Genomic DNA, 24,427 nt, shown 5'->3' with positions numbered 1-24,427 from the left:
CAAAGGTACATAGTTTATTAAAAAATGACAGCATAATGACAAAAAAAGGGGCCACTCATCACGAGCAGCCCCTCTATAGTATACAGGCACTTGGTATGTCTATGTTAACTAGTAGTTAATGAACGCCTGTACGTGTATCCCACCACATTTGTTTACCCCACAAATTATCCACGACTTCCGCATCGAAGGGAGCACAATTCGCATTGTTCAAATTACGTTCCTTATCAGGATACGGAGAGCGGAACGGGGGTACGTTATGATTAGAATAGTTTGCCGGACGGCCCGGAGCCGGATACAAGTTGTCTGGCACGCCTGTACGGCGATACAATGACCAACCTTCCATTCCTTGCTTGAACATGGCAACCCATTCCTCATAATAAATCTGTTTCTTATCATTCGTGAACTTACCCGCGTTCGCAAGGTAATCCGCTATATCTTCGGCAGATACGCTATTCTCTTCCATGGAATAGGTAACAGCCTTATTGTATGCGTCCTCTGCGGAGATTCCGGTATTCCATCCCAACATAGATGCCTCAGCGACACAGAACCAAGGCTCAGCGACACGCATATAAGGAGAAAAACCAGCCAAGTCCGTAAAGAAACGTGCTCCCCAAATGGAATATTTAGAAGCTACCGCATTCGCTTTCGCCCCGATCGTATAACCTACATACTTAGGCTCACCGGCCTCCACACTTTCTTTTGTGGGTTGGAAATAAGATGAGCGACGAGGGTCCTCACGTGTATTCATATGATCCACGATCACGTCTGCGGCACAATACTCCGTCTTACGTGTACGATAACCGTCTGCCATCGGTTCGTAATAGTTGGGGTCTGTTCCGATCCACCAGAAGAAAGCATTATCATCGTTGCTTTCCATGATCGGATACTTAGTGGGATTACCCATAACTTCCTCTACGGTCTCCTTAGCCAACGCCGGGGAAACCTCTGAGATACGCATCGCTAAACGAAGACGCATAGAATTACAATATCTCTGCCACTTCTCGATATCACCACCGAATAACAGGTCTCCCTCGCCTAAGTCATCACTACCACCATCGGCAAAGCCATCCGCTGCTTCCTTCAACGTAGCCAATAAGCCCGGATAAATATCCTCTTGCTTATCGTATTTCGGCTGCAAGATTCCATCCGTCATCTTAGCGGCATCCGTATAAGGGACATCACGCCAACGATCCGTGGCCACCTGCATCAAATGAACCTGCATAACCTTCGATACGTTCAGCATATTAGGAGTCTCATTAAACGTGGCACGCTTCTCGATATCTTTCAGGTTATTCAATATACGATACAAATACTCCCAGTTCGTATCCTGTACACCCGTACGGAAATTATAGCGGGACTCGTCGATATAAGTCATCTTCGAAGCATATCCGCAGAAAGTCATCGGCTCATCCATTGCGAACCACCGATCATACAGACGATAGGATGTGTAATATAAAGAATACGCCAGAAGATTCGTCGTAGGCACATCCGTAGGGCTATCTGGGTCTGTATTGACCTCCTCAAACGAATCGGTACACGAGCTACCGAATACAGTAGCGCCGACCATCATAGCCATCATGAAATTCTTGATATATCTTTTCATATTAAATTCCTCAGATTAATGTTGATTAAAATGTTACACCTAACTTAAGACCAAAACTACGAGAAGGAGGATAAGAGTTGGACTCAAAACCTACACCAGAGTTGAATCCTCTGCTTGTAGCCGCAGTCTCGGGATCATCACCACCGGTACTTGTAGACTCCGGATCAATATGAGCGATATTTGACTTATGCACCCAAAGCAACGCCAAGTTCGTACCAACCAATGATACATGAGCGGCCTTGATACATTTAGTCTTCTCTAGAATTGATTTCGGGAAATTATATGTCAGGTGAGCCTCACGCAATTTCAAGTAAGAACCATCGAATACAGACATCTCACAAATCGTATAATAATTATAGAAGAAGTCCTCCGCGTTGACAGCGACATCATTAATCTTACCATCTGCGGTCTTGAAGACCTTGTCCGTCATATAATTCTGGCCAAGTACGACGCCATTCTCACGCAAATCGCCTTCTGCCGTGTGTTTCAAGATACCCGTCTGAGAACCGAATGCTTGTGTAACAGAATATATGTCACCACCCAAACGGAAATCCAATAAGAAACCGAAGCTCCAATCCTTATAAGAGAACTCATTGCTGAAACCAGCCAACCACTTCGGCGTAACATCACCGATCTCTTTTCCGGCCTCGTACACAGGAATACCATCCTCTACCAAGATCGAGCCATCCTCATTATATACGTAACCAGTACCTACCAAAGTACCCCAGCTCTTACCGACCATAGCATAGTTCTTCACGCTCCAGCTACTACCGATTTGGTAAGCGTCCAAGGACTGTCCGGTAACGGGATCTGTATAAAGCTCATCGATTCGGCTCTTATCCTTCGCCCAGTTCAACGTAGCCGTCCAGTTGAATCCCTTCGGATTCTTGATGATATCACCGGATACCTGCAACTCGACACCCTTGTTGCTGATCTTTCCAGCGTTGATATACATAGAGGTATAACCGGTAGAGGTAGCCACATTCGCATTCATGATCTGATCGCTCGTCACCTTATTATAATATGCGGCATCAATATGCAAACGATTGTTGAACAAATTAGCCTCAACACCAACTTCCCAAGTCTTTACGCTCTCCGGACGAAGATTTGTAGGAGGAAGGATTGTCGGATTATAGAACAATGTAGTACCATTGAACGAAGAACTGATCAATGAATAATAAGCGTTCGAACGATACGGGTCCGTTGCGGAACCGATCTTTGCCCAACCACCACGCAATTTCAAGAAATTCAAATAATCGCCATTTTGCAATCCGGGGAATGTCTCGGTCAAGATCCAGCTACCACTGAAAGAAGGATAGAAGAAAGCGTCCTTGATCGTAGAGTCCCAGTCATTACGGACACTTACCTCGGCATAAGCCATATTCTTGTAGCCGATAGAGGCATTAGCGTATACAGAGTTTGAACGACGTTTCTCATGGTCGTTCAAGGTGTACGGGGTTCCATGAGCGTTCGCTACGGTAAACAATCCCTCTGCGGTCAATTCGTCCGCACCTGTCCCCATGATAGCTGTTTGATAATCACGATAGTTGGCTCCAGCCAAACCATTCAAGGCCCAATCACCGAAGTTCTTGTTCACGTAGGCGATAAAGTCCGCGTTAAACTCAGTCATCGAACGGTCGAAGCTACGGAAATATCCATTCGGATAGTCGATATTCCATAAAATACGAGAGAACTGATTAGAATCGTAATGATCCAAGCCCATACGACCTTCAAACTTTAACCAATCGGTCGGTTTGATATACAAAGAGGTCTTGCCATAGAAACGATTACGATCATAACTATTGGTATTCTTATTCAATGTCCAATACGGATTCGCATGGAAAGACTGTATCCAGTTATAATGCGTATATTTTCCATACTCATCCACTTGATCCCAATTATTCTTCAAATCCTTCAAATCAACTTGACGACCAAACCACTGCATGATAGACTGCAAAGCATTCGTACTGTTATATCCCGTACCCGGCAAGTTCGCGCTTTTCGTGCGAATATAATTCGCAGACAAGTCGAAATCAATATACTTATTAAACGTCATTTTCGTGTTCACCGCCATAGCATAGCGCTTCTGATCAGTGTTCGGGGTCGTACCGCTTTGATCACGGAAAGATAAAGATGCGCGTGTAGACGTTTTATCCGTAGAGGCAGACAAAGCCACCGTATGATTCATTGAATAACCCGTTTGGAAGAAATTCTTGATATTGTCCGGGCAGGAAACCCAAGGAGTAGCCTGACGCACGCCATCGATCACCGGGCTATTGTATTGCGGCAAATTCAATCCGATATCCAAGCGAGGTCCCCAAGACTCATCCGCGTTATCGTTGATACCACTCCCCATACCATCTACATAATTGTAACCATTCTCCAAGGCAAAAGCTTGATAATCGCCAGAATATCCCCCCGCTTGCGCTTCCTTCCAATCATACTCGGAAGCGTAATAGCCTTGTCCGTATTTATTCTGCAATCTAGGCAAATTATAAACCCGGTCAATCGTGATATCACCCTCATAAGAGATAGATACACCCTTGTCTTTCTTACCGGATTTAGTAGTAACCAAGATAACGCCATTACCGGCACGCATACCATACAAAGCGGCAGATCCACCCTTCAACACAGAGATGGACTCTATATCCTCCGGATTAATATCATTCAAGCCGGAACCCAAGTTTACAGTGGCACCTTTCGCATTATCATTAGCGATAGGCACACCGTCCACAACGATCAACGGTTGGTTATTACCAAAAGAGGAATTACCGCGAACCACGATATTCTGCGACGCACCAACCTGTCCACCTTGAGAAGTAATCTGCACACCGGCGATCTTACCGGAAAGTGAGGTCGCCAAGCTCTGTTGGCCAGCTTTTGTCAACTCATCAGATTTCACCTCTTGCAGGGCATAACCCAAGGCTTTCTTCTCACGAGTCAAACCCATAGCGGTTACAACCACCTCATCCAACGCTTTTGAATCCGAGTCCAAAACAACGTTGATCACGGATGCCACAGGTACTTCCTTCGTTTTCAATCCTACATAAGAAATAAAGATCATCTTAGCGTCTCTCGGTACATCTAAACTAAAGTTTCCCTCAAAGTCCGTAACCGTACCAATCGTAGTGCCTTTCACAACGACAGCCGCACCGATCACGGGTTGCTGATCTTCCGATGATATAACATTACCTGTTATCTTCATCGTCTGTGCCGTTGCGACTCCTATGCCTATAAACAAGCATAATAACAAAAAAGTCAACCTTCTCATAAACACACTTTTTATTTAACAATTAATTATTTAAATCAAATTTCACACATAACTTACCATAGTTTACGAAGAACTTAGTTTAAAACAGCAGGATTATACATGCATATATATAAAATTACATTAAAATATTCACTTTACTTTTACATACAATCACACATACACCTAATCCTCACACTGCAAATATAAAGAATATTTTCTGTTAAAAACAAATAATACAATGATTTCATGTCATTAAAACAGTCAAATATATTTCACAACGTCATTTTTAGACCTATTAAATGAATATTTTGACACATAAGCAATATCATAATAACACAAAACCAATCAAGCAATAGGTGTTTTTCAGTTAATCTATTTTACAACAATAAAGATTATACAATATTTTAATATCATTTTAACAAACTATTTGATCTTTGATAAAAAAAAGAAGATTTCCTTAAGAATCATAGCATTTCAACCTATTTCGCTTTCACTTGTAAATAAAATCGTTCTTCGTAGACTATGTTCCTTCCAAAATAAATGAATACATTTGCCTCACGTAAATCTTTAAAACTAATAGCATGAAACATTTTCTTTTAGCCATGGCTACTTTATGGTGTGTGGCAAGTACATTCTCCTCATTCGCGGCGGATAACAATAAATGGAAGCCTCTCTTCGGTAAAAATCTGGAAAACGCCAACTACAATCCGGAAGTTTGGAGCGAGACTGATGGCGTGTTAGGTGCCGTGAAGGACGAGTCTATCTGGACAAAGGATGAATATGAGAACTTCGAGCTGGATCTTGATTTTAAGACCGACGTGGGCACGAACAGCGGAGTAGTCGTTTACTGTACGGACACGAAGGATTGGATACCCAACTCGGTAGAAATACAGATAGCGGACGACCATTGTGAAAAATGGGGAAACGGCAAGCCGTATGAGAAATGCGGAGCCATTTACGGACATCTAGGCGCCGTGCAAGACAAGGTAGTCAAAAAACCCGGAGAGTGGAATCATATGCGTATCAAATGCGCCGGACAACATATCATGGTTATCCTCAATGGAAAGAAAGTTACCGAAATGGATATGAGCAAATGGACTTCCGGCACCAAGAACCCGGATGGAAGCGATATCCCAAGTTGGTTGCCCAAACCTTTCGCCGAATTACCGACCAAAGGATTTATCGGATTACAAGGAAAACATGGAGATTCATTAATCTGGTTCCGTAATATCAAGATTCGGAGTCTTTGATAGACCTATTATATAATGTACGTGAGGGGCCATAAACAGCCCCTCATCTATTTAAAAGACTCTCGTCCCTTTTCCTTGGTGAATCTCCGAGGCTTGCGTAATAATCACTTGCTTCACCCCGGCGTCTATCGCTTGGTAAGCGTTTTCCAGCTTCGGGATCATGCCCCCTTGGATAATTCCTTGTTCTACATATCCCTTAAACGCTATACGATCGATTTCCGGTATCACGCTCTCATCATCGTTCTCGTCCAACAAAACGCCTTTTTTCTCGAAACAGAACATCAATGTCACCTCAAAATGTTTCGCCAACGCTTTAGCGGCTTCTCCCGCTATCGTATCAGCGTTCGTATTCAACATATGGCCTTGCTTATCATGTGTAAGAGGAGCCAGTACCGGCACGATACCTTGATGGATAAGAGAGGCTAGCAAATCGGCATTCACCTCTTTCACGTCGCCTACGAAACCATAATCCACCTCTGCCACGGGACGTTTGTCGGAGCGCATCAAATTCATGTCCGCACCAGTCAATCCTAAAGCGTTTACGCCCAACGCCTGCAAGCCCGCTACGATGTTTTTATTCACCAACCCGCCATAGACCATTGTCACGACCTTCAAGGTCTCGGCATCTGTAATACGGCGACCGTTCACCATCTTGCTCTCGATCCCTAGTTGGGCGGCAAGCTTGGTAGCCGAGCGTCCTCCCCCATGCACCAAGACCTTATATCCCTCGATAGCAGCGAAATCGTTCAATAATTGACGAAGCGTTTCTTCTTCCTCAACGATCTTCCCTCCTACCTTTATCAAGACTAGTTTTTCCATACTTAATTCTTTTTTATAAAATTTTCTCGCCAAAGTTACTAAAAAAAGAAAGATTTGTATACATTTGCACTCGCAATGCGGTAGTAGCTCAGTTGGTAGAGCATCAGCTTCCCAAGCTGAGGGTCACGAGTTCGAGCCTCGCCTACCGCTCTATCAGGCATTAGGCGATTATCCAAATAAGGATGGTCGCCTAATTTTGTTTTATCTCCTCAATGCTCCTTCTAAAAGCAACGTCTGTTTCTCTAGCTAGAAACTAGAGTTTTGTGCAAGGGAAACTTCTGTTTCCTCATAGGAAAACTTTTGTTTTCCCTAGAAGAAACTAAAGTTTCTTAAAAAAAAATCCGCAAAAACTGCAACACTCTTATAATCAAAGACGTAACCAAGTTTCCTTTTCCCTTTATAATAAAAACAAAGCTATCTCTTTTCTCGACATAAAGCCATATGTTATGCTTAAACGATCTATACTGTTTAAGAAAAATAATCTACCTTTGCGTCAAATAATCAAGAAGAGAATGACAAAAAGCATATTTCTATTCCTGCTGGGGATTCTTTCCCTATCGGCGATGGCGCAACCCAAACTGAGCGAGGAAGCCCGTATCAGTCTGATGACCAGCGCACCGTACGATGAAGAGGTATTCACCGTGTACGGGCATGCCGCTCTACGCATATACGATCCCAAGCAAAATATAGATTATATATTCAATTACGGTATATTTGATTTCTCCAAACCTAATTTTATCTACCGATTCGCTAAAGGAGAGACGGATTATAAACTGGGAGTAGCCGATTTCCAAGACTACGTGATCGAGTACCAAATGCGGGGCAGCGATATCACGGAACAAGTATTGAACCTCACCCAAGAAGAGAAAGAGCATATATGGGACGCCCTGCTTATCAATTACAGGCCGGAGAACAGGGTATATCGTTATAACTTCTTCTTCGATAATTGCGCTACCCGCCCTGCCGCGATCTTGGAAAAGGAGATCAACGGGAGCGTCGATTATCAGTATCCCTATCAATCCCAGACCTTCCGGGATCTTATTAATTATTGTACCCGAAACCATCCGTGGCTCACATTCGGATGCGACCTAGCGCTAGGCAGCCCCACCGACCGGGAGGCCACCCAGCACGAGATGCTCTTCCTCCCCCCTTATCTAAAAGAAGCGTTCTCTAAAGCCACCATCACGGGCCCGGACGGGACAATCCGCCCATTGGTGAGCGAGACCCACGTGATCGGAGCCGGGGAAGCCGACGAGCCGGAAAAAGATATCTGGGATTTATTCACCCCTTTAGTCTGCACTTGGCTTCTGTTCGGAATCGTTTTAGGGCTTACTTGGATCGAATGGCGCAAAAAAAAATACTTCCTGTGGGTGGATTGTGTCCTTTTCTCGGTAGCCGGAGCCGGAGGTGTCATCCTCTTCTTTCTTAGCTTCATATCCGTCCATCCCTGCACGTGGCCGAACTGGTCTTTGGTATGGTTACAGCCGCTCGATTTGATCGCTGTTATTTTGTTTTGCGTAAAAAAGCTGAAGAAGGCTGCATATTACTATCATTTTATTAACTTTGCGGCGCTTACGCTGATGTTACTGGGATGGCATTTCATTCCGCAACATCTAAACAGTGCCTTTATTCCGCTTGTAGCCTCGATTTGGGTTCGTTCGGGTTGGGGTGTTTACAGAAAGATATGGAGAATCGGATGAGAAAAATTATAACGTCACTTATCGCTATCCTCGTGGTAACAAACCTTGAGGCGCAGCAGCGTACCCCCAAATTGGTGGTATGTATTACTGTGGATCAGCTAAGGGGCGACTATATAGAATACTTTTATAATACATTTGGCGAACGGGGCTTCAAGCGTTTGATGAACGAGGGGTTGGTGTATAACAATATCCGCTTCGAGTTCTCTGACATAGACCAAGCCAGCGCGTTCGCGACTCTTTTTACCGGAAGCAACCCTTGCTTCAGCGGTATCGCCGGAGATAAGACATTTGATTTCGAGAAAGAGAAAGAGGTCTCGATCTTAAATGATCCCGAATATCTGGGTAATTACACGAAAGAGAATTATTCGCCCAAGAATTTATTCAGTTCCACGATCGGCGACGAGTTGAAAATCGCCTCTCAAGGAAGAAGCGACGTATATTCCATCGCCCCGGATGCCGAGAGCGCCATCCTTTCCGCCGGACATGCGGCGAACGGAGCTTTCTGGATGGATAACACCAACGGGAAATGGGCTACCACGACGTATTATAAGGGAATCCCTTGGTACGTAGACCGCTATAATAACGGCCCGGAATCTTTGGCGTCACGCTTGGAAACCATGGTATGGACTCCTACCCTTCCAATGGAGAAATACAATGCCTTTCCTTACGTATTAGACGATCTACCTTTCCGCTATACGTTCAGCGAGAAGTTTGCGAACTGCTATCCGCACCTGAAGACCTCGCCGTTCATCAATAAGGAGATCAATCGTTTGGCCCTCCAGTTCCTAGAGTACGGAGGGTTTGGTACACGCAGTTGCCCGGATATGTTGTCTATCACGTACTACGCGGGCAATTACCGGGGTACGATGAGCAAGGAATACACCCGGGAGATTCAAGATACGTATTACCAACTCGATCAAGACATCGAGAAGCTATTGGATACGATCGACAAGAAAGTGGGCTTGGCCAATACATTGGTAGTCTTCACCGGTTCCGGTTATTATAAAAGCGAGGAGTCTTATCCGGACGGCTTGATGGTGAACGGTGGCGAGTTTCACCCGAAACGTTGTCTAGCCCTGCTTAATATGTACTTGATGGCCATTTACGGCCAACATACCAGCTGGGTACAAGGATACTACGACAACCAGATCTACTTGAACCGCAAGGCGATAGAAGACGCCAAGCTGGATTTGACGACTTTACAGAACAAGGCCGCCGAATTCATACAGGAATTTAGTGGCGTACAACTCGTCACTACGGGTAGAAGCTTGCTTACGGGTGACTGGAACGAGGGAACCGCCAAGTTCCGTCAAGGTACGCACCATCTGAGACGGGGCGATCTGATCATCGAGTTGCAACCCGGTTGGAAAGTGAACCTCGACAATCCGAAAGAAAAAGTCAAGATTATACGCAATAATGCTGTTATCACCCCGCTGGTATTTATGGGCAACGGGTTGAAACCCCAACATATCTACCGCGAAGTCAAGGCCACTGAGGTAGCCCCCACGGTAACCCATGTGCTAAGAATCAGGCCACCAAACGCTACGCAAAGCTTGCCGCTCTGGGAGCTGACAACCAAATAATAGAGAATTGATTATTAAAGTTGATAATTATCAAGGGTTGTGTGGCTCTTCTTTCTATTTATTATTATCTAATTATTCAAACAACAAAGTAATAACAGACGATAGTTGCTCAACTATCCATTAACATAAGAATCATGGGATTTAATGAGTTTATGACGAAGCTGTTCGGCAATAAGTCGCAGCGTGACCTTAAAGAAATCACACCTTACGTAGATAAGGTAAAGGCCGTATATCCGTCAATCAAGGCACTCTCGAACGACGAGTTGCGTGCGAAAACAGATGAGATCAAACAACGTATCCAAGACTACGTAGCCGAGGAGAAAGCGCAAGTGGAAGAGCTTCGCAAAGGCATCGAGGATAAGGAACTGGAAGAACGTGAGGCGATCTGGGCCGAGGTAGATAAAATTGAGAAAGCCATCACGGACAAGATGGAAGTAGTACTGGAGCAATCCTTGCCCGAGGTATTCGCCATCATGAAAGATACGGCCCGCCGTTTCGCCGAGAATGAGGAAGTGGTAGTTACCGCTAACCAATTCGACCGGGATCTGGCCGCTCGTTTCGACTTTGTCCGCATCGAGGACGATAAGGCGATCTACGCCAATCACTGGAAAGCCGGTGGTAACGAGATCACTTGGGATATGATCCATTACGACGTTCAGCTATTCGGTGGCGTCGTTCTTCATAAAGGTAAGATCGCCGAGATGGCTACCGGTGAAGGTAAGACCTTGGTGGCTACCCTTCCGGTATTCTTGAACGCCTTGACACGTAACGGTGTACACGTGGTAACCGTGAATGATTACTTGTCAAAACGTGACTCCGAGTGGATGGGACCGCTTTATATGTTCCACGGGCTTTCCGTAGACTGTATCGACAAGCACCAGCCGAACTCCGAGGCTCGCCGTAAGGCTTACGAGGCGGATATCACGTTCGGTACGAACAACGAGTTCGGTTTCGACTACTTGCGCGACAATATGGCGATCAGCCCGAAAGACTTGGTACAACGCAAGCATAACTACTCCATCGTCGATGAGGTGGACTCCGTATTGATCGATGACGCTCGTACGCCGCTGATCATCTCCGGACCGATCCCTCGTGGCGAGGAACAATTATTCGAGCAATTCCGCCCGAACGTGGAGGTTGTCGTGAACGCGCAGAAAGACCTTTGCTCCAAATTATTGATCGAGGCCAAGAAGAAAATGGCTAGCGATGACCAGAAGGTCGTTGAGGAAGGCTCTATCCTTCTGTACCGCTCCTTCAAGGGATATCCCCGCAACAAGGCGTTGATCAAGTTCTTAAGCGAGCAAGGCGTAAAAGCTCAAATGTTGAAGACGGAAGAATATTTCATGTCCGAGAATATGCGCCATATGCACGAGGCGACCGATGAGTTGTATTTCGTGATCGACGAGAAGAACAACAGTATCGAATTGACGGATAAAGGTATCGACCTATTGACCGGTAAGACGGACGACCCGACCTTCTTCGTACTTCCCGATATCACTTCCCAATTATCCCAATTGGAGAATATGACAGGAACCGAGGAAGAGAAACAGGCCCAAAAGGACGAGATATTGGCGAACTATTCCGTCAAGAGCGAGCGTGTACATACCATCAACCAATTATTGAAAGCTTACACCTTATTTGAGAAGGATGATGAGTACGTGGTTATGGACAACAAGGTCATGATCGTTGACGAGCAGACGGGCCGTATCATGGACGGACGTCGTTATTCCGATGGCCTGCACCAAGCGATCGAGGCTAAGGAACGTGTAAAGGTAGAGGCCGCTACACAAACATTCGCCACGATCACCTTGCAGAACTACTTCCGTATGTACCATAAGCTGTCCGGTATGACCGGTACGGCGGAGACGGAAGCAGGCGAGTTCTGGGATATCTACAAATTGGACGTAGTAGTGATCCCGACCAACCGACCGATCGCCCGTAACGATATGAACGATCGTATCTACAAGACAAAACGTGAGAAATATAACGCTGTTATCGAGGAAATCGTTCAGCTGACGGAGGCAGGCCGCCCGGTATTGGTGGGTACGACATCCGTAGAGATCTCCGAGTTATTGAGCCGTATGCTTACGATGCGTAAGATCCAGCACAATGTATTGAACGCTAAGTTGCACCAGAAAGAGGCCGAGATCGTGGCCTTGGCGGGTCAAAAGAGTACGGTTACGATCGCTACCAACATGGCCGGTCGTGGTACCGATATCAAGCTGTCCAAGGACGTGAAAGACGCAGGCGGTTTGGCGATCATCGGTACGGAACGTCACGAGAGCCGTCGTGTAGACCGTCAGTTACGTGGTCGTGCCGGACGTCAGGGAGACCCGGGTTCTTCCGTATTCTTCGTTTCACTGGAAGATGACTTGATGCGTTTATTCGCTTCCGAGAAGATCGCCGGCTTGATGGATAAGCTTGGTTTCAAGGAAGGCGAGGTTCTGGAGCACAATATGTTGAGCAAGTCCGTAGAACGTGCCCAGAAGAAGGTAGAGGAAAACAACTTCGGTATCCGTAAACGTCTGTTGGAATACGACGACGTGATGAACTCACAACGTAACGTAATCTACACCCGCCGTCGCCACGCCTTGATGGGAGAGCGTATCGGTCTGGACGTATTGAACACGATTTACGATACTTCTACGGCTATCGCCGATCAACACGCCGAGGACTTCGAGGGCTTCAAGTTAGAATTGTTCAAGACATTCGCCATGGAAAGTCCGTTCACGGAAGACGAATTCAAGAGCATGAAACCGGAGCAACTCGTAGAGAAATTGTTCGAGGAGGCATTGAAGACTTATAAACGTCGCATGGAACGCATGACGCAAGTCGCTCACCCGGTCATCAAGCAAGTGTACGAGAATCAAGGAGCGATGTACGAGAACATCATGATTCCTATCACGGACGGCAAGCGCATGTATAATGTATCTTGTAACCTGAAAGAGGCTTACGACACGGAATGTAAGGCAATCGTTAAATCCTTCCAGAAATCAATCGTATTGCATATGATCGACGAGGGATGGAAAGAGCATCTACGTGAGATGGACGAGTTGCGCCACTCCGTACAAAACGCTAGCTACGAGAACAAGGATCCTTTGTTGATCTACAAACTTGAATCTTACAACCTGTTCAAGACAATGGTAGACAACATGAACCGTAAGACAGCCGCCATCTTGATGCGTGGACAGATCCCGGTACGTGAGGAGCCGACCGAGGAGCAACGCCAAGCCATGCAAGCCCGTCAAGCGGCCGTAGCCCAGCAAGCCGCCCAAGCGATCGCCGAGGAAAGAGCCCGTCAACGTATCGCCGTACAAGAGGCCGCCCCGGAGAAGCACGAGGATATGAGCCGTTACCGCACGGAGAAAACAGACTTGAGCGGAAACAACACCCAAGCCGAGGCACCTCAACCGAAGCAAGCTCCGGTCCGTGCCGAGAAACGAGTAGGACGCAATGATCCATGTCCTTGCGGAAGTGGCAAGAAATACAAGAACTGCCACGGACAAGGTTTATAAGGAACAAGAAATAAGATAAAAAAAGAGGGACAGAATACCAATCTGTTCCTCTTTTTTGTATATTGCAGGCATATAAACCCATTAAATGCTACCATTATGATTATTGGAATTCCAAAAGAAATCAAAAACAACGAGAACAGGGTAGCTCTTACTCCCGCCGGAGCCAAAGAGTTGGTGAAAAGAGGTCATACCGTGTATGTACAACACACGGCTGGTATAAACAGTGGTTTCGCCGATGATGCCTATGTGGCGGCAGGGGCCCGGATACTCCCGTCCATTGAGGATGTATATGGAATTGCCGAGATGATCGTAAAAGTAAAAGAACCGATCGCCAGCGAATATCCCTTGGTACGCAAAGGACAGCTTGTCTTCACCTACTTCCATTTCGCATCCGACGAGGCTCTCACCCTTGCCATGATAAAGAGCGGCTCCATCTGTCTGGCTTACGAGACCGTGGAGAACCCAGATCATACGTTACCCCTTTTGATTCCTATGAGTGAGGTGGCCGGACGCATGTCCGTACAGGAAGGCGCTCGTTTCCTTGAGAAACCGCAAGGTGGCAAAGGCGTATTGCTAGGTGGCGTGCCGGGCGTGAAACCGGGTAAGGTATTGGTTTTAGGCGGTGGTGTGGTAGGCCACAACGCCGCCTTGATGGCCGCCGGGCTAGGCGCCGATGTCACGATCGCCGACATCTCGCTTCCCCGCTTACGCTATCTGTCCGAGACGATGCCGAAAAACGTGAAGACGTTGTTCTCTTCCACGCATACGATCGAACAGGAATTACCCACAACCGATTTAGTGATCGGCGCCGTATTAATCCCCGGAGCCAAGGCCCCGCACTTGATCACCCGGGATATGTTGAAATTATTAAAACCGGGCAGCGTATTGGTAGATGTAGCCATCGATCAAGGCGGTTGCTTCGAGACCTCCCATCCGACTACGCACGCCAATCCGGTTTATGAGATAGACGATATCCTCCATTACTGCGTAGCCAACATTCCGGGAGCGGTCCCGCAGACTTCCACGTTAGCCTTGACCAACGCTACCCTGCCGTACGTGATCAAGCTTGCCGACAGAGGTTGGGAAAAAGCCTGCGAAGAAGATCCGGGCCTAGAACTGGGATTAAACATCGTGGAAGGAAAGATTGTCTACCCCGCCGTAGCAGAGGCTTTTCCTTCACTCAAAGCATAAGTTCCAAAGAATCTTTCATTAGTAGGGATTGCTTGCGGCAATCCCTTTTTTATGTTTTCTATTTTTATTGTTTTCTAAAAAACGTAAAATATCTTGGCTTCTTTTCCCGCACGCCTTAACTTAGAGCACAAAATCAATCAAATTTAATAATTACCATGAAGAAAATTGTTTTATTAGTGGCTTTATGCCTATGTGTCGGAAACCTATTCGCACAAGACGCTGACAAATTAAGAGATGAAGGTGACGCTGCTTTGAAAGCAAAAGATTACGCTACCGTCGTAACAAAATACGGCGAATACTTGAAACAAAACAATTACCAAGACACGGCCCGTATCTTCAATTGCGGATACGCCGCTAATCAAGCGAAGAACTACGCCGAGGCCGCCAAGTATTTCGACATGGCCGTTAAGATGAACTACAACGTAGACGACTCTTATGTAGGCGAGGCCATGGCTTACCGTAACTTAAACAAGACAGAAGAATTCCTGACTACGGTAAAAGAGGGATTAAAAGTGATTCCCGATGGAAACAAGAATAAGACCAATCTGGAAAAGTTGCTTTACGGTTACTGCATCAAACAAGGACAAGCCGCCCAAAAGAAGGGAGATCTGGCCGGTGCCGAGAAAATGTACAAAGAGGTCCTAGCCGTATCGAACAAGGATTACCAGAGCAACGCTTACTACAGCCTTGGCGCCATGCTGTATGGCAACGGAGCGAAGATATTACAGGCCGCTACCCCGATCGCTACTTCCGAGCCGGATAAATACAACGCCGAGAAAGCGAAAGCCGACAAAGACTTCAAGCAAGCGAAAGAATATTTGACAAAGGCAGTCGAACTCGACCCGAAAGACGAGAACTCCAAGAAGATCCTCGCTTCTATCAACGACATCCTGAAATAAGAAAGAGGACTTTATTCATACAAAAAAACCTCCCGGATCACATAGAAAAGTGATCCGGGAGGTTTTTTGTATCTAGCTGTAGAGACATACGCTACTTGAAGAAGAAGCGGAAGATGTCATTTCCATTCGCATAGATCAATAAAGCGAACAGGATAAACATACCTGCCATTTGGGCATACTCTAGGAATTTATCGCTCGGTTTGCGACGGGCCACTACCTCATAGATCAAGAACATCACGTGTCCGCCATCCAAGGCCGGAATCGGCAAGATATTCATGAACGCCAAGATGATAGATAGGAAAGCCGTACGTTCCCAGAAAATCCGCCAATCCCAGACAGACGGGAACAATCCGCCGATCGTACCGAAACCGCCCAAACTGGAGGCACCTTCCTTCGTAAACACATATTTCATGTCGTTCACATATCCCTTCAAGGTATTAATACCTAATTTAATACCGGCGGGGAACGACTCGAAGAAACCGTATTTGCGGGTCACGGTCTGATAGAGATCCGTAGGCAACATCACCGCTACGCCAATTTTCCCGGCCGAGTCCGTCCTCATGGTCAAGGACTCCAACTGGCCGTTCCGGTAGAAATCTACTGTCACCTCTTCACCCTTATTCTCTGACAATAACCCAGAGGCATCATAAAACGTCGGGGTAGCCACACCGTTAATAGCCACCACGCTATCCTTCGGCTGCATGCCGGCAAGAGCCGCCGGGGCATTCTTGTCGGGAAGCTCACGAACAACCATCGGGATACGCAAAGGATCGGCGAAGCCTTTTCCGTCACGCATGCAACGTTGCATCATATCCTCCGGTATGGAGATCACGGTCTCCCGCCCGTCACGGAGCACCGTCACGGTCTTTGCCTCCACCACCTTGCGGAAACTGTCGCTACCGAAACGCTCCAACTCCTCATTGTCCGCTCTCAGCAAGATATCACCGTCCTGAAAACCGACGTTCTGGAACGTCTCGCTATAATTCATACCCATCTTCATGTTCTTCAAGGGCAAGTACGTATCGCCCCACGTAAACAATATCATGGAATAAATAAACAAAGCCAGCAAGAAGTTGAACACCACGCCCGCTACCATAATCATCAAACGCTGTCCGGCCGGCTTGGAGCGGAACTCGTAAGGCTTGGGCGGCTGGGCCATCGCCTCCTTGTCCATACTCTCGTCGATCATACCGGAGATCTTACAATATCCTCCCAACGGAAGCCAGCCTACGCCGTATTCCGTGTCACTGTTTTTCGGCTTGTACTTGAATAGCGAGAACCACGGATCGAAGAAGAGGTAGAACTTCTCTACCCGCACCTTGAAAATCCGGGCGAAGATAAAATGCCCGAACTCGTGGACAATCACCAGTATCGATAAGCTCAAGATGAGCTGTAACGCCTTAATCAAAAAAGTTTCCATCTACTATTGTTTGTTCTGTTTTAAATTATTTCAAAATAACTCGGCCGCCAACCGCCTAGCCTCGGTGTCGGTAGCCACGTAATCCTCATACGAGGGATTGACGATAAACGAGGCTTTCCGCATAGTCCGCTCGATCACGTCGCTCATTTGCAAGAAGCCGATACGATCTTGCAGGAAGGCAGCCACCACCACCTCATTGGCGGCATTCAAGATACAGGGCATATTCCCTCCTTGGCGGGCCGCCTCGAAAGCGAAAGCCAAGTTGCGGAAACGTTCCATATCCGGCTCCTCGAACGTCAAAGTCGAATATTGGTTAAAATCCAGACGGGGCGCCATGCTCCTCATACGTGTCGGAAACGAGAAAGCGTAGGCGATCGGCAATTTCATGTCGGGAATTCCCAGCTGGGCGATCACGGCGCCATCCTCAAACTGCACCATCGAGTGGATCACCGACTGTGGGTGCACCACCACCTGTACCTGATCCGGCGTGACATCGAACAACCATTTCGCCTCGATCATCTCGAAGCCCTTGTTCATCATCGAGGCCGAGTCTATCGTGATCTTCGCCCCCATCGTCCAGTTCGGATGCCTCAAGGCCTGCGCCTTCGTCACGGTAGCCAGCTCCTCCAGCGTCTTCCGCCGGAACGGACCGCCGGAAGCCGTCAGCAAGATCTTCTCGATCGGATTATCGTACGCACCTGTTAAACATTGAAAAATGGCCGAATGTTCCGAGTCCACCGGCAAGATAGGCACCTTATGCTCGGCGGCCAGCTTCATGATCAGCTCGCCGGCCACGACCAAAGTTTCCTTATTCGCCAAGGCGATCGCCTTTCCCGCCTTGATCGCCGAGATCGTCGGTCGCAAGCCGGAATAACCCACCATCGCCGTCAGCACCATATCGATCGGCTCCGACTGCACCATCTGGGCGATAGCGTCGGCACCCGCCCATACCTTGATCGGCAAGTCCTCCAAGGCCTCTTTCAGCTCGGGATATTTCCGCTCGTTGGCGATCACCACCACCTCCGGCATATATTTCCGGGCCTGATTGATCAATAAGTCCACTTGGTTATTCGCGGTCAAGGCATACACCTCGAAAAGATCGGAATGCTCGCTCACTACCTCCAAGGCTTGGGTTCCGATGGAACCGGTCGAGCCTAATATCGCTAACTGTCTTTTTTTCATGGAATATCAAAAAGCTATATATTCTTCCGGATTCACCGGATTGCCCTTATACCACAACTCGAAATGCAGGTGCGGCCCGGTAGACAACTCTCCCGTATTCCCGACCAGAGCGATCGCCTCACCGGCTACCACATGGTCTCCCACCTCTTTCAGCAACAATTCGTTGTGCTTATAAACCGAGATGAATCCGTTCTTATGTTGTATTTGAATTACGTTTCCGTGGTTCGGATCGAAACCGGTATAGATCACCGTACCATCCAACGTAGCCAAGACACTCTCCTTCGGGGCCGCGGCCAGATCCACGCCATAATGATGGACATCCGTCTCATAATGAGAGGTGACCACGCCATTCACGGGCTTATAGAAAAAGACCCCCTCGATCGGTACCTTGCCCGGGTCGGTCAATACCGATAAATTATATTTCTCCTCTTCCTCGTAATCTTTCACGAAGCGAGTCTCTTCCTTGCTACGAGGAATCTCATAGTTAATATCGTTGCTAGCCAAAGAATCTATCTGACGGATCGAGTCCAAGGGCATCGTACCGGAAAGGATTCCGGCCACGTTATCCAGATAAAGGGACTGGATCTCGATCATACGCTCCAACGAATCCGCCCGCAAGGCATTCTGCATAATCTCCTTGCGAACCTCCACGTCGAGATAACCCGGCAAGTAGTTGCGAATCGGTGTCTTGATGATGATAAAAGCGGTAACGGCGATCAAGAAAAAGGCGAACACCGCCAAAGTGACAAACGCCGATAACTGCGAAAGCCGGAAAGACCACACCTCCTCCAACGTCCCCTCATTGATGAAGGAAAGTTTATATTTAAACCGGATCCGGTGCCAAAACGATTTCGTATTCTTCTTTTTCAACCCCTAATCTTCAATTATAAATTCTCAATTATAAATCAATCAGTCCCTCCGGCAAAGACACCGTGAGGCTACGGGCCTCATGGTCGGCCTCGGTGATCAACTCCTCCACGGCTGGGATCAACAGCTCCTCGCCTTTATGATCGACACGCAGAAGGACGTTGATTGTCGTCTCATCCACGTCTGTTATCTCTCCTAAATAGCCTTTCTGTACGTCCGTCACGGTATAACCGATAAAACTGTCCCACGTCATATCCCCCACGAGATCCTCCTCGTCCACGGCGTCCAAAGGATAAAACACCTCCTTGCCCACAAACATACGAGCATCCTCCTCGGAATTCACGTCCTCCAGTTTCACCAAGACCACCGTATCGGTCTTATAGCGGAAATCCTCCACGAAGAACGGTACCAAGATACCATCCATCTCGCAAACAATGTACGGGTCCTCGGCATCTTCCAGCACATCGCTATTCGTCACCAACGACAACTCCCCCTTGATGCCATGGGGCTTGGCAAACTGCCCGATCTTGAAAACCTCTTCTTCTCTAATCATCGCCTAAAATCTTTAAATCCTCGTGATACGTGCCCCGATCCGGTTCAATCGCTTATCGATCCCTTGATATCCCCGGTCGATCTGGTCTATATTATGGATCGTGCTGGTGCCCTCGGCGCTCATGGCGGCGATCAGCAAGGCGATACCCGCACGGATATCCGGGGATACCATCGTAGAGCCCCGTAACTTGAAGCGGTTGCCCAGCCCGATCACCGTAGCCCGGTGCGGGTCGCAAAGGATGATCTGGGCTCCCATATCGATTAGCTTGTCCACAAAGAACAAACGGCTCTCAAACATTTTCTGGTGGATCAGCACGCTCCCCACAGATTGCGTAGCCACGACGAGAAATACGCTCAGCAAGTCCGGCGTAAGCCCCGGCCAAGGAGCGTCGGCGATGGTCATGATAGAACCATCGATAAACGTATCGATCTCGTAGGAATCATGCCGAGGGATATAAATATCATCGCCTCGCTGCTCCACGGTAATACCCAAGCGGCGAAAAGCGTCCGGGATGATCCCCAGCTTATCATATCCTGTATTCTTGATGGTGATCTCCGATCCGGTCATAGCGGCCATACCGATAAAGCTACCCACCTCGATCATATCGGGGAGGATGGTATGCTCCGTGCCGGAAAGCGACCGTACACCTTCTATTGTCAATAGGTTAGAACCGACACCTGAGATTCTCGCTCCCATGCGGTTCAGCATCGTGGAAAGTTGTTGCAGGTAAGGCTCGCAGGCGGCGTTATAGATCGTCGTCACCCCCTCGGCCAGCACGGCAGCCATCAAGATATTTGCCGTTCCGGTCACGGAAGCCTCGTCGAGCAGCATATAAGCGCCTTTCAACTGGCGTGCCTCTATCTCGTATACTTGCCGCTCGGCGTCGTAGCTAAAGCAAGCGCCCAGCTTCTGGATTCCCACGAAGTGCGTATCCAGCCGGCGTCGCCCGATCTTGTCGCCACCCGGTTTCGGGATCAGCGCCCTGCCGAAGCGGGCTACCAACGGGCCTACGATCATCACGGAACCCCGCAGGCTACCACTCTTGCGCAGGAACTCCTCGGTACGTAAATACTCCATGTCCACGTCGTCCGCCTGAAAGGTATAGGTATCGGCGGACGGATGCTCCACCTTGACCCTCATATCCCTAAGGAGCTGGATTAAGTTATTCACGTCCAAGATATCGGGCACATTGTGTATGGTCACCTTCTCCGGTGTTAGCAATGTCGCACAGATCACCTCCAGCGCCTCATTCTTGGCGCCTTGCGGGACGATCTCGCCGGACAAGCGATAACCACCTTCTATAACGAACGAGCTCATCTGCCTTTACGCGTAAAGTTTCTTTTGTGGGCGCCACTGTTATTACGGGCCAATATATCACGGCTCTCGGCCAGTTTATGTTCCTCCTCGCTCAATACGATCTTGCTGCCGGAGAGTTCGTCCAGATCCTTGAAGATCTTACGGTCGTCCACGCTTTCCTTGTTCCAAGTAAGGAACGATTTCTTCATCTGGTTGGCCAGCAGTCGCACGAGCTGGTCTTTCTCCATGCCGGGTTGCAGCTCCGTGGCCTTGCGGATCATCAGCTCCAAGGTCTTTCCGTAATGGCGGTAGCGTATACGGTTATTGTTGTACGGGATACGAGGCGGACGGCTATACAGGTTCTCCTTCTTGATGATCTCGTACGGATAGTCTATATCGAGCTTAAAATCGGCCATGATCGCCAGATGATCCCAAAGGATATGCTTAAAGTCGTTTACGTCACGCAAGTGCGGGAACATGTTTCCCATGATGTTGATAATCGTGTTGGCGCAACGCTTACGCTCTTCCCTGTCTTGGATAGTCACGCAATAGTCCACCATATTTTGGATATTGCGTCCGTATTCGGGCAAAGTCAATCTTTTTCCTTCTGTATTGTATTTCATTCTTTACATTTTGTTTATCGCGAAGATAGGTATATTAATTGAGAATTGAAAATTGAGATTCGAAAGTTACCTCTCGTTAGGCTTAATTATCAATTCATAATCTACCACGTCCAGCCACCGCCCGAATTTCAGCCCTACTTTCTCGAAGTGGGATACTTTTCTGAACCCCAGCTTCTCATGCAGCGAGTAGCTGGCCTCATTCCCCTCAGTGATGCAGGCGATCAGGGCGTGGTAGCCGCCTGCCCGACATTCCTCGATCAGCCTTTCCATAAGCTGCCGGCCGATCCCCTTGCCCTTGTATCTCGGGGATAAATAAACGGTGGTCTCAAGCGTATATTTATAAGCTGCCTTTTCTTTCCACGTATGGGCATAGCAATATCCCACGACCTCATCCTGATCCACGTACACCAGATAAGGATAGCTCGCCGAGATCCCGGCTATGCGACCCTCCATCTCCTCCACCCGCAAAGGTTCCGTCTCAAACGTAGCCACGCTATTCACGACATATTCATTGTATATATCCACGATCGCCTTGGCGTCTCGCAAACTCACATTCCGAATCATATTCATTTCGCTAAAACAATCCGATCCGGGAAAGAATCTCTCTTTGCCCGGACCGGATCTATCATCGAGTCAAATAACTATTTTTTCTAAGCCTTCTACTCAGACAAGGCCTTGATCACCTCTTGGTTCGCCTTGCGCACCTCGGCCTCGTTGATCTTGATCACTTTACGGTCGTAGGTCATAAGGCCGTTCACCTCGCCTTCCACGTCCGTGGTTTGCGTGTAGACAGCGGCGGAGAAACCCTTCGGGACCATCGCCTTCAACTCCTTGGCGTACTTCACGTACTCGGCGGTCACCTCATCGCTATTCTTAAACTGTACATAGCCCCAGTTGCGTTTATTCCACCACAAATGGTTCTCCACGGCCAAGCCGATACCACCATACTCGCCCAATACGTTTACACGCACCGGATCGAACAGGTACATCGCCGGGCCCGGGTAATTATGCAAATCCAAGATATCGCCGCACGCACGGAAATTACCGCCACTGGCCGGATTCACCAGACGGGAAGGATCGTATGTTTTTGTCCACTCGGCAGCCTTCTCGGTATCGAACTGGCCCCAAGCCTCGTTGAAGGGCACCCATACTACTACGCTAGGATTCGAGACGCACAGGTCCATGATCTCCTTCCACTCCTTGTAATAATTACGGATAGACTCCTCGGTACGCTCCTTGTCGGTTCCACCGTTATACGTATGAGGCGCCCATTGGTTACCCATGTCGCCGCTAGGCATATCCTGCCAAACCAACATACCTTCCTTATCGCAATGATAGTACCAGCGGGCCGGCTCTACCTTCACGTGCTTGCGGATCATGTTGAAGCCCCACGCTTTCGTCTTCACGATATCATACAGCAACGCCTCGTCCGTGGGAGCCGTGTAAAGCCCGTCGGGCCACCAGCCTTGATCCAGCGGGCCGTACTGGAACAGGTTCTTGTTGTTCAAGCGCATACGCATGATGCCGTTGGCGTCACGCTCGGCGGATATCTTACGGAAGGCGGTGTACGATTTCACCTCGTCCACCTTCTTGCCATTCTTCGACAAGCTCACCTTCATATCATATAAATAAGGATTGGAAGGTTCCCACAACGTAGGATTTTGCACGGCCAAGCGTAATTCTTTCCCTTGTACGCCCTTGGCGGTAGCAACCACCTGACCCTTATCGAGCAAGCTGACCTCCACGATGTCCGACACCGGGGAGTCGGAGCAAGTCCCGACCGTCACGCTCATCACGCCGTTATCGATATTCGGGATCGCCTTGATAGAGGTGATATGCGAGGAAGCGACCGGCTCCAACCATACGGTCTGCCAGATTCCGGTGACCGGCGTATACCAGATTCCCTCCGGGTTGGCCACTTGCTTTCCACGGGGTTGGTAGCCTTTATCGCTCGGGTCCCATACACGCACCACCAGCTTATGCGTACTTTTGCCATTCAGATAGGGAGTGATATTCAAGGAAAACGGGGTAAAGCCTCCCGTGTGGGAGCCGATCAAGATATCATTCACGAATACGTCCGCTTTCCAATCCACGGCGCCGAAGTTCAACAAGATGTCTTTCCCTTTCCATGAGGAGGGCACCGTAAAGGTTCGTTTATACCACAACTCATTCTTCTCCCCCACTTCTTTTTGCACGCCGGACAAGGAGGATTCCACGGCGAACGGCACCAAGATATTCCCATCGAAACTCGTCGGCTCCACCTGTCCTTTCGGAAGGATAGCGTATTCCCACTCGCCGTTCAAATTCTGCCAATCCGCACGTTCCATCCCGGGGCGTGGATATTCTGGCAATACATTCCGGGGATCTACTTTCTCAGCCCAGTCCGTCTTGATCTTGTCTCCGGCGGGCTTCCACTGCGCCCCGGCGCTACAAATCGTTGCGAACGCACAAAAGGCTAACAATAATTTTCTCATGATATTATTTACATTTTGAATTGATAATACACTTTCAGCAGACAAAGATAATAGAAAATATCCAAAATCCACATCGTCCTCGGATACCAATAGGAGAACCGCACCCAAATCGATCTAACCATAAAATGCACGGAATATCTCTTGTGACAGAATCTCACAAGGTAAGGTTATTGTAGATTTCTCAAATATCCCTATTAGCCTC

General features: G+C 48.1%; 17 protein-coding genes and 1 tRNA gene. 7 read left to right on the top strand and 11 right to left on the bottom strand.

The window, feature by feature from the left end; genetic code table 11:
- Positions 1 to 115 precede the first annotated feature (115 nt).
- On the bottom strand, positions 116 to 1,603 hold the full coding sequence (locus tag BDI_RS02440; protein WP_005855620.1) for a SusD/RagB family nutrient-binding outer membrane lipoprotein: 1,488 nt from the start codon (positions 1,601 to 1,603) through the stop codon (positions 116 to 118).
- 25 nt (positions 1,604 to 1,628) lie between these two features.
- Positions 1,629 to 4,874, bottom strand: a complete 3,246-nt coding sequence (locus tag BDI_RS02435; protein ID WP_011966031.1) for a SusC/RagA family TonB-linked outer membrane protein — start codon at positions 4,872 to 4,874, stop codon at positions 1,629 to 1,631.
- Positions 4,875 to 5,434: 560 nt separating this feature from the next.
- On the opposite strand from BDI_RS02435, the gene BDI_RS02430 reads away from it, so the two are divergent.
- On the top strand, positions 5,435 to 6,103 hold the full coding sequence (locus BDI_RS02430) for a 3-keto-disaccharide hydrolase (protein WP_005855615.1): 669 nt from the start codon (positions 5,435 to 5,437) through the stop codon (positions 6,101 to 6,103).
- 51 nt (positions 6,104 to 6,154) lie between these two features.
- Here BDI_RS02430 and argB read toward each other — a convergent pair whose 3' ends face one another.
- A complete protein-coding gene (argB, locus tag BDI_RS02425) occupies positions 6,155 to 6,922 on the bottom strand; it encodes an acetylglutamate kinase (RefSeq protein ID WP_005855613.1) in 768 nt (255 codons plus the stop codon).
- A 77-nt stretch (positions 6,923 to 6,999) separates the two neighbouring features.
- On the opposite strand from argB, the gene BDI_RS02420 reads away from it, so the two are divergent.
- From BDI_RS02420 to BDI_RS02395, 6 genes are all read left to right on the top strand, one after another.
- Positions 7,000 to 7,072: transfer RNA gene (locus BDI_RS02420), tRNA-Gly, on the top strand.
- A 362-nt stretch (positions 7,073 to 7,434) separates the two neighbouring features.
- Positions 7,435 to 8,622, top strand: coding sequence for a DUF4105 domain-containing protein (locus BDI_RS02415; RefSeq protein ID WP_011966030.1), 1,188 nt, complete (start codon positions 7,435 to 7,437; stop codon positions 8,620 to 8,622).
- Positions 8,619 to 10,205 carry an alkaline phosphatase family protein gene (locus BDI_RS02410; RefSeq protein WP_011966029.1) on the top strand — a complete coding sequence of 529 codons (1,587 nt, stop codon included), beginning with the start codon at positions 8,619 to 8,621 and terminating at the stop codon, positions 10,203 to 10,205. The genes BDI_RS02415 and BDI_RS02410 overlap by 4 nt, the downstream gene beginning before the upstream one ends.
- A gap of 134 nt (positions 10,206 to 10,339) precedes the next feature.
- Positions 10,340 to 13,720 (top strand): preprotein translocase subunit SecA, encoded by a 3,381-nt coding sequence (secA, locus tag BDI_RS02405; RefSeq protein ID WP_005855607.1) that lies wholly within the window; start codon positions 10,340 to 10,342, stop codon positions 13,718 to 13,720.
- A gap of 96 nt (positions 13,721 to 13,816) precedes the next feature.
- Positions 13,817 to 14,911, top strand: coding sequence for an alanine dehydrogenase (ald, locus tag BDI_RS02400; RefSeq protein WP_005865321.1), 1,095 nt, complete (start codon positions 13,817 to 13,819; stop codon positions 14,909 to 14,911).
- A 155-nt stretch (positions 14,912 to 15,066) separates the two neighbouring features.
- Positions 15,067 to 15,810: a tetratricopeptide repeat protein gene (locus BDI_RS02395; protein WP_005855602.1), complete on the top strand. Its 744-nt coding sequence runs from the start codon at positions 15,067 to 15,069 to the stop codon at positions 15,808 to 15,810.
- A 91-nt stretch (positions 15,811 to 15,901) separates the two neighbouring features.
- On the opposite strand, the gene rseP is transcribed toward BDI_RS02395, so the two are convergent.
- The 8 genes from rseP to BDI_RS02355 all read right to left on the bottom strand — a co-directional run bounded on the left by rseP (position 15,902) and on the right by BDI_RS02355 (position 24,225).
- Positions 15,902 to 17,230, bottom strand: a complete 1,329-nt coding sequence (gene rseP, locus BDI_RS02390; protein ID WP_008780932.1) for an RIP metalloprotease RseP — start codon at positions 17,228 to 17,230, stop codon at positions 15,902 to 15,904.
- Positions 17,231 to 17,260: 30 nt separating this feature from the next.
- Positions 17,261 to 18,412, bottom strand: a complete 1,152-nt coding sequence (locus tag BDI_RS02385; protein ID WP_008780931.1) for a 1-deoxy-D-xylulose-5-phosphate reductoisomerase — start codon at positions 18,410 to 18,412, stop codon at positions 17,261 to 17,263.
- Between the two features lie 6 nt (positions 18,413 to 18,418).
- On the bottom strand, positions 18,419 to 19,282 hold the full coding sequence (locus BDI_RS02380; RefSeq protein WP_011966028.1) for a M23 family metallopeptidase: 864 nt from the start codon (positions 19,280 to 19,282) through the stop codon (positions 18,419 to 18,421).
- Between the two features lie 28 nt (positions 19,283 to 19,310).
- Complete coding sequence (gene rimM, locus BDI_RS02375; RefSeq protein ID WP_008780929.1) at positions 19,311 to 19,832, bottom strand: ribosome maturation factor RimM; 522 nt, start codon at positions 19,830 to 19,832, stop codon at positions 19,311 to 19,313.
- Between the two features lie 12 nt (positions 19,833 to 19,844).
- Positions 19,845 to 21,149 carry a UDP-N-acetylglucosamine 1-carboxyvinyltransferase gene (gene murA, locus BDI_RS02370; protein ID WP_008780928.1) on the bottom strand — a complete coding sequence of 435 codons (1,305 nt, stop codon included), beginning with the start codon at positions 21,147 to 21,149 and terminating at the stop codon, positions 19,845 to 19,847.
- Positions 21,146 to 21,751, bottom strand: a complete 606-nt coding sequence (locus BDI_RS02365; protein WP_008771685.1) for a DUF4290 domain-containing protein — start codon at positions 21,749 to 21,751, stop codon at positions 21,146 to 21,148. The genes murA and BDI_RS02365 overlap by 4 nt, the downstream gene beginning before the upstream one ends.
- A gap of 66 nt (positions 21,752 to 21,817) precedes the next feature.
- Positions 21,818 to 22,315, bottom strand: a complete 498-nt coding sequence (locus tag BDI_RS02360) for a GNAT family N-acetyltransferase (RefSeq protein ID WP_009276293.1) — start codon at positions 22,313 to 22,315, stop codon at positions 21,818 to 21,820.
- A gap of 95 nt (positions 22,316 to 22,410) precedes the next feature.
- Positions 22,411 to 24,225 (bottom strand): glycoside hydrolase family 2 protein, encoded by a 1,815-nt coding sequence (locus BDI_RS02355; protein ID WP_011966026.1) that lies wholly within the window; start codon positions 24,223 to 24,225, stop codon positions 22,411 to 22,413.
- Positions 24,226 to 24,427: the final 202 nt, after the last annotated feature.

Origin of the sequence: Parabacteroides distasonis ATCC 8503 (genome assembly GCF_000012845.1) — a bacterium.
Lineage (GTDB): Bacteria > Bacteroidota > Bacteroidia > Bacteroidales > Tannerellaceae > Parabacteroides > Parabacteroides distasonis.
This window is presented reverse-complemented; position numbering and strand designations above follow the sequence as displayed.

Coding starts and splice junctions, on each gene's coding strand:
- BDI_RS02440 (WP_005855620.1), bottom strand. CDS start 1,603: ATGAAAAGATATATCAAGAATTTCATGATGGCTATGATGGTCGGCGCT.
- BDI_RS02435 (WP_011966031.1), bottom strand. CDS start 4,874: ATGAGAAGGTTGACTTTTTTGTTATTATGCTTGTTTATAGGCATAGGA.
- BDI_RS02430 (WP_005855615.1), top strand. CDS start 5,435: ATGAAACATTTTCTTTTAGCCATGGCTACTTTATGGTGTGTGGCAAGT.
- argB (WP_005855613.1), bottom strand. CDS start 6,922: ATGGAAAAACTAGTCTTGATAAAGGTAGGAGGGAAGATCGTTGAGGAA.
- BDI_RS02415 (WP_011966030.1), top strand. CDS start 7,435: ATGACAAAAAGCATATTTCTATTCCTGCTGGGGATTCTTTCCCTATCG.
- BDI_RS02410 (WP_011966029.1), top strand. CDS start 8,619: ATGAGAAAAATTATAACGTCACTTATCGCTATCCTCGTGGTAACAAAC.
- secA (WP_005855607.1), top strand. CDS start 10,340: ATGGGATTTAATGAGTTTATGACGAAGCTGTTCGGCAATAAGTCGCAG.
- ald (WP_005865321.1), top strand. CDS start 13,817: ATGATTATTGGAATTCCAAAAGAAATCAAAAACAACGAGAACAGGGTA.
- BDI_RS02395 (WP_005855602.1), top strand. CDS start 15,067: ATGAAGAAAATTGTTTTATTAGTGGCTTTATGCCTATGTGTCGGAAAC.
- rseP (WP_008780932.1), bottom strand. CDS start 17,230: ATGGAAACTTTTTTGATTAAGGCGTTACAGCTCATCTTGAGCTTATCG.
- BDI_RS02385 (WP_008780931.1), bottom strand. CDS start 18,412: ATGAAAAAAAGACAGTTAGCGATATTAGGCTCGACCGGTTCCATCGGA.
- rimM (WP_008780929.1), bottom strand. CDS start 19,832: ATGATTAGAGAAGAAGAGGTTTTCAAGATCGGGCAGTTTGCCAAGCCC.
- murA (WP_008780928.1), bottom strand. CDS start 21,149: ATGAGCTCGTTCGTTATAGAAGGTGGTTATCGCTTGTCCGGCGAGATC.
- BDI_RS02365 (WP_008771685.1), bottom strand. CDS start 21,751: ATGAAATACAATACAGAAGGAAAAAGATTGACTTTGCCCGAATACGGA.
- BDI_RS02360 (WP_009276293.1), bottom strand. CDS start 22,315: ATGATTCGGAATGTGAGTTTGCGAGACGCCAAGGCGATCGTGGATATA.
- BDI_RS02355 (WP_011966026.1), bottom strand. CDS start 24,225: ATGAGAAAATTATTGTTAGCCTTTTGTGCGTTCGCAACGATTTGTAGC.